Origin of the sequence: Streptomyces sp. (assembly GCF_036566765.1) — a bacterium.
GTDB lineage: Bacteria > Actinomycetota > Actinomycetes > Streptomycetales > Streptomycetaceae > Streptomyces.
In genome coordinates this window covers 1-2,915 of sequence record NZ_DATCVQ010000436.1, presented here as the reverse complement: position 1 = coordinate 2,915, position 2,915 = coordinate 1, and the positions used below count along the sequence as shown (strand labels likewise).

The 2,915-nt window shown below is 73.9% G+C and carries 3 protein-coding genes; all 3 read right to left on the bottom strand.

Features of this window, described 5'->3' with window-relative positions:
* Positions 1 to 1,106: MbnB/TglH/ChrH family RiPP precursor modification enzyme (locus tag VIU94_RS25755; RefSeq protein ID WP_331914600.1), on the bottom strand; the 1,106-nt coding region annotated here is incomplete at its 3' end.
* A gap of 112 nt (positions 1,107 to 1,218) precedes the next feature.
* Positions 1,219 to 1,971, bottom strand: coding sequence for a DUF4142 domain-containing protein (locus VIU94_RS25750; protein ID WP_331914602.1), 753 nt, complete (start codon positions 1,969 to 1,971; stop codon positions 1,219 to 1,221).
* A 144-nt stretch (positions 1,972 to 2,115) separates the two neighbouring features.
* Positions 2,116 to 2,915 (bottom strand): NADase-type glycan-binding domain-containing protein (locus VIU94_RS25745; protein ID WP_331914598.1); only part of this gene is annotated, 800 nt, incomplete at its 5' end.

Here is a 2,915-nt window from a genome sequence, read left to right as displayed (position 1 = left end):
CTCGGTCCGCCGGAGACGCGCGCGCCCGCGCCGACGAGGAGCGGTGCGGGCTCGGGGGCCGCCTCGGGCGCGGCCGCCGAGCCGTCGGCGACCCGGTCCGGCACGCCGAGCGCGGTGTCGGTCGGCTCGGGCATCGGGCCGCCCGAGACCCGGGCGCCCGCGCCCACGAGAAGGGGCCGGTCGGCCGCGATCGTCGCCTCAGCGGCCTCCGCCGCCATACGCCTCGCCGCTCCTGCCGTGCGCCCGCGCGTCACACCCGCGACCGCCTCCGCCGTGCGGACCGTCGCCGTGATGGTCCTCAGTTCCGCGGCGAGTTCCTCCGCCGGGGGGAAGTCGTCGTCCCGCTCCAGCAGGACGCCCGGCGGGGAGACGCGGGAGGCCAGGTCCGCGAGGACGTCGAGGACCTGGCGGGGGACCGGGTGGGCGTGGGTGTCGTGCCAGACGCCGTCGCGCTCCTCGCCGCCGGCGACGTGCACGTACGCGATCGCCTCCACCGGCAGCTCGGCGAGCGCCTTCGCGGGGTCCTCGCCGCGGTTCACATGGTTCGTGTGCAGGTTCGCGACGTCGATGAGGAGCCGTACCCCCGTACGCTCCACCAGCTCCGCCAGGAACCGTCCCTCCGTCAGCTCCTCGCCCGGCCAGGAGATCAGCGCCGCCACGTTCTCGAGCGCCAGCGGCACCGGCAGCGCCTCCTGCGCGATGCGGACGTTCTCGCAGAGCACGTCGAGCGCGTCCCAGGTGCGCGGCACGGGCAGCAGGTGCCCCGCCTCCAGCGCCGGGAACGGGGGTCCCCCCTGAGACGTCAGCGGGCCCCCGGCCCGTACGAACGCGATGTGCTCCGTGACCAGCGGGGAGCCGAGCGCCTGCGCCTTCGCCGCGAGCTCCGCGAGCCGCGCCGGGTCCGGGCGGTCGGCGCCGCCGAGGCCCAGCGATACGCCGTGCGGGACCACCTTCACGCCCCGCTCCCGCAGCCGGGTCAACGAGTCGGGCAGGTGACCGGCGCAGATGTTCTCGGCCACCACCTCCACCCAATCGATGCCGGGCAGTGCCTCCACCGTGTCCGCGATCTCCGGCCGCCAGCCGATGCCGATGCCGAGTTCTGCCATGTTCCCCCTCCTTCGGTCCCTGTGCTGATGGCCCCGAAGGACGGGTTCGAATCCAGTCGGAGGGACGTTCAGAGGTTGATTTGAGGTTTCGGGCGGCGGCGGCCCGGCGTGCTCAGGGCCGGTCGGTGTTCACCACGGGCCCGGGCACCGGGCGCGAGGTGAAGGACTGGTCCTGGCCGCTCGGCACGACCGGCGTGGGCGCCGGCGGCAGGACGCCGTTCGGCGGCGGCGGCCCGGTCGGGCTGGCGGACTTGCGCCCCGCCGCCTCGTTGGCGATCGCGTCGAAGTCCACCATGCCGGTCTGCTCCAGCATCGTGATGTGATCGAGCACGGTCTGGTTCGCGTCGCTCGCCAGCTGCCGGATCAACGTGTTGCGGGTGGTGTGCCGGACCTCGGCGACCAGCGCGAAGACCTTGCCGTGCGCGTTGCGCAGCAGGTTCGCGAACTTCCGCTCGTACTCCACGCCGCTCGCCGCGGACAGCTCCCGCAGCCAGCCCTGCTGCTGCTCCGTCGGCTGGTTCGGCAGCTCGACACCGAGCTTCGCGGCGACGTCGCGGGCCCGCCGGTCGAGGTCGGAGTGGCCGACGACGAGATGGTCGCCGGCGTCCCGGATGGCCTGGCTGGGCGCGCGCTCGATGGCCTGCTGGCCGGCCGGCAGCTCCCACAGGCCGGCCAGCCGCACCTTCACCAGGAAGTCCCGGTCCGTGGCCGACAGCGGCCCCCACTGGGTGGGTATGGACGAGGAGGCGAGATTGGCCTCGCCCGTGCCTGAGCGGTCGGCATACGACCATACGGGGAACGCCAGCGCGCCGACCGTGGCGACCAGCGCCGCGATGATGAGTGCCGTTCCGTTGACGCGTCGCAACACTGTGCCGTGCCTCCCGAGCTTTGAGTCCAACACCGGAGACTGAACCGCCAACCGAGCCGCGGTTCAACCCCCTTGCCGATATGGGGAGGTACGTACGGGGGCGCGCGGGCGTTCAGCCGTCGCGCCCCCCTGTCGCGCCCGTCAGCTCCGCTGGAAGAACTCCACCTCCGCCAGGGCGATATGACGGCCCCCGGACAATCCCGCAGGTGAGCTGAGGGTCAGCCGGATCGTCGTGGCGTCGCTGACGCCGGTGGGGAACGTCTGCGGACCGGGTTTGTCGCTCAGCGCGAGCTTCTTGAGGACCTTCTGGCCGTCCCGCGACGTCACCTCCATCTCGACCTGGAGAGCCCGTCCCTGGCGCGCGTACTCCTCGGGCGACGGCGAGGCGCCGTTGGTGATGATCACGTCCACCAGGCGGAACGGCTTGGCGAAGGTGTACGTCACCGAGGCGCTGGGGCCGGGCGCGCCCCAGTAGCGGTTGCTGAGCCCGTCCGTGGAGTCTTTCGCCGGGTGCTTGGGCAGCGCGGCGCTCGCCTCGACGCGGGTCGGGGTCACCGCCTTGGCCTTGCCCAGCTTGTCCCGGGTGTCCTCGATCAGATGGCGTCCGGCCGGCAGCAGCAGAAGGCCGGCCGCGCACAGGGCCAGCACCACGGCCAGGATCACCAGGAAGCGGACCAGCCGGCCCGAGCCCGCCCGCGTGCGGCGGCGTAACGGCCAGATCGTCCGCCACCACGGCAGGGGAGCCGCCGTGGCGCCGGGCTTCAGCGGCGCCGCGCAGCGGCGGCAGAAGCGGCGGTCCGGCGGGTTGGGCGTGCCGCAGACGGGGCACGGCACCCCGGCCACGTCGTCGCTCACCACGACCGGGCGTACGACCGGACGCGGCGCGACCGCCTTCGCGGGCAGGACGGGCTGCGGGGAGGCGGCGGGCGGCGGGGCCTGCG